This window comes from Pseudomonadota bacterium, assembly GCA_011049115.1.
In the GTDB taxonomy this organism is placed as follows: Bacteria; Desulfobacterota; Anaeroferrophillalia; order Anaeroferrophillales; family Tharpellaceae; genus DSCM01.
The window spans coordinates 1-2,847 of sequence record DSCM01000044.1; the positions used below are offsets into that span (position 1 = coordinate 1).

The 2,847-nt window shown below is 48.9% G+C and carries 3 protein-coding genes and 1 tRNA gene; 3 read left to right on the top strand and 1 reads right to left on the bottom strand.

Going from position 1 to position 2,847, the window contains the following annotated elements; translation table 11 throughout:
- Positions 1–17: 17 nt before the first annotated feature.
- The 3 genes from ENN66_03830 (at position 18) to ENN66_03840 (ending at position 2,277) form a co-directional block, all read left to right on the top strand.
- Positions 18–491, top strand: a complete 474-nt coding sequence (locus ENN66_03830) for a hypothetical protein (protein HDS15737.1) — start codon at positions 18–20, stop codon at positions 489–491.
- A gap of 89 nt (positions 492–580) precedes the next feature.
- Positions 581–1,306 (top strand): hypothetical protein, encoded by a 726-nt coding sequence (locus tag ENN66_03835; protein HDS15738.1) that lies wholly within the window; start codon positions 581–583, stop codon positions 1,304–1,306.
- A complete protein-coding gene (locus ENN66_03840; protein ID HDS15739.1) occupies positions 1,303–2,277 on the top strand; it encodes a nucleotidyl transferase AbiEii/AbiGii toxin family protein in 975 nt (324 codons plus the stop codon). The genes ENN66_03835 and ENN66_03840 overlap by 4 nt, the downstream gene beginning before the upstream one ends.
- A gap of 285 nt (positions 2,278–2,562) precedes the next feature.
- Here the strand turns inward: ENN66_03840 and ENN66_03845 are convergent.
- Positions 2,563–2,638 (bottom strand) — tRNA-Lys (locus ENN66_03845).
- Between the last annotated feature and the right edge of the window lie 209 nt (positions 2,639–2,847).

Genomic DNA, 2,847 nt, shown 5'->3' on the forward strand with positions numbered 1-2,847 from the left:
AAACGGAGGAGTTGCCCATGGCTGCCATTGTGTATCAGACGAACAAGAAAACCGGTTTCACTTACGCTTATGAGTCGATCTCCTACTGGGATAAAGAAAAAAAGCAGTCCCGGGCCAGGCGTATAGTCTTTGTCCCGGCGCTGAAGAAGAACGACTTCGCTGGATTGGACTGGTATTTCCGTGACGGTTATATGAACACGTTGCTCAAGGTGGGGGCCGAAGAGCGGCACATGGTGGCTGCCGAAAAGTTGCTGTCACCGCTGGTCTGCGACAACGACTGCAACCGCTCGGTGCAGGGCACCCTCAATCAGATGGTGCAGGAGCTGGGCTGGATGCTCGAATGCGATAATGCTTCGGTAACGGCGCCGGCCCCGTATCGTACCGGCGCCTGGCTGGCCGAGCGTCCCTGCACCGCAAAAGGTGTGCGCGATTGTATCTGGCCGGTCAGCGCCATGCTGGACTTACTGGAAAAAGTGGGCAGTGCAGGCTAACGGCATGAAGTTATCGTTATGTTTCTTTTTGTCCTGTTTTTAATGAAAAAAACTGGACAAATAGGGCTTTTTTCTATGGGCGTTTATCCATGAAAGATGCTGAATATATAAAGAATATAGTTGCTCGTTTCCCAAAAGGCTATGTTTTCACCTATGCTGATTTTACTCAAAAGGTGAAAAGCGCGGAGGCCTTGGCAAAAGCCCTGAATCGGCTAGCTGCTTCAGGGGCGATTGTCAATCTTGCCAAGGGGAAATTTTATAAGCCTGAACGATCACCCTTCGGAGAGTTGCCGCCTGAACAGTATCAGGTGGTGAAGGATCTGCTGTATCGTAAGGGCAAGGTTGAAGGGTATCTTACCGGACTCAGCGTCTATAACTCTTTCGGTCTTACGACCCAGGTTGGCAGCATCATCCAGATCGGCAAAAATGAAGTACGACCGGCCTTCAGACGAGGGAAATACACCATCTCTTTTGTGAAGCAAAAAAACAGTATAAGCGATGAAAATATTCCCCTTCTCCAGATCCTAGATGGCTTGCGTTTTATCAAAAAAATTCCGGATTCTTCCATCAGCAACAGCTGTAAAACCTTGCAGACGCTTGTCTCGAGCCTCGGCAAAAAAGAACAGGAAGTCACCATCAGGCTGGCTATGAAGTACCAGCCGGCCACCTGCGCCCTGCTTGGTGCGATCCTCGATGATTTCGGTTGCGGAGAGATGGTGGAGAAATTGAAAAAGTCCCTCAATCCCTTGACCTCATATAAAATTACCGGAGCTGCCGATGTCCTGTCCTCCGCCTCCCGGTGGAATATCAAGTGAGGCTGCATGAAAACAAGACGCTTTTTCGCCAGGCCGTGATTGCAACTGCGGCGAAGTTGAATATTCCGGAAATTTTTATCGAAAAGGATTACTGGGTCACCTATGCGCTGCATGCCATCTTTCACGATCCGATTGCTGAGGAGACGGTTTTTAAGGGGGGAACGGCGCTTTCCAAATGTTTTGGGCTGATTGAACGCTTTTCAGAGGATATTGATCTGGTGGTCAAACGCCGTGACGGAGAAACAGACAATCATCTTAAGCGAAAAATAAAGAAGATCGGCAAAGTTGTAGCAGCCCCCATGCTTCCCGAATTTGAGGTTGCAGGACTGACCCGGAAAATGGGAATGAATCGCAAGACGGTACACAAGCATCCGCAACTATTTGACGGCAGGTTCGGTCAAGCAAGGAATGTTATCGTGGTTGAGACGACATGGTATGGCTATTCCGAACCCTACAGCCCCCATGTCTTGTCTTCATACATCCACGACATGATGGAAGAACAAGGGCAGAATGGGAAGATAGAGGAGTTTGGCCTGCGGCCATTTCAGGTGAATGTGCTCCAGGTGAACCGAACCTTGTGCGAGAAAATCATGAGTTTGGTGCGCTTTTGTTACACAGAGACACCTATGGAAGATCTGAAAATGAAGATTCGCCATGTCTATGATCTCCACAAAATACTGGGTAACCAAGAGCTCAGTAGCTTCTTTGACTCCGATGAGTTTACTGCGCTCCTGCTCAAGGTCGCCCGGGATGATGTGGAAAGTTTCAGGAATAATAATGACTGGCTTACGCATCATCCGGCTGAGGCTTTGCTGTTTCACGATGTTGAGGAGTGCTGGGGTGGCTTGAAGGCAACCTACACAGATGATTTCAGTGGGCTGGTCTATGGAGAATTGCCGGGTGAGCAGCTGATACTCAAGACGTTAACCCAAATAAAAGAGCGTCTTCTGAAGGTGGAGTGGAATCTCTGAGATGATGAAAGGTAAATGGTGAGGTGTGAAATTCACCGAGGAAAAGCTGGAATAGACGATCATCGCCCGACTTGAAGACCCAGGCTACCTTCGAGTGGATTCCGGTATCGGAAGCATGACGTTGTGTTACCCTTATGGAAGAGTTACTTTGAGAGCGGGTAACGGGTTTTCAGGCCGCAAATAAAAAGTGGCGAAATGAAACCAAGTGGCCCCCAAACCGGCCCCCAACCTCAGAAAAGAAAAAAGGCTTAGCTAACAAATGTCAGCTAAGCCTTTTGATTTTACTGGTGGGCCATCGCGGAATCGAACCGCGAACCTACTGATTAAGAGTCAGTTGCTCTGCCAGTTGAGCTAATGGCCCACAAATCTTCTGCGCCCAGGTAAAACCAACGTCCGCCGCGAAGATGCGGACTTTTAGCCGAGATGGGCGCGCTTGTCAATCCCTTTTTCGCTCTTTGGCCCGGAAAGGGTAACGGCTGGTTGTGATACTCTAAAATTGATCAGTTAAAGAGCTAGTGATTACGGAAAATTGACCACCCACAGCGACCTTTTCTGTATATGGTTTTTAAA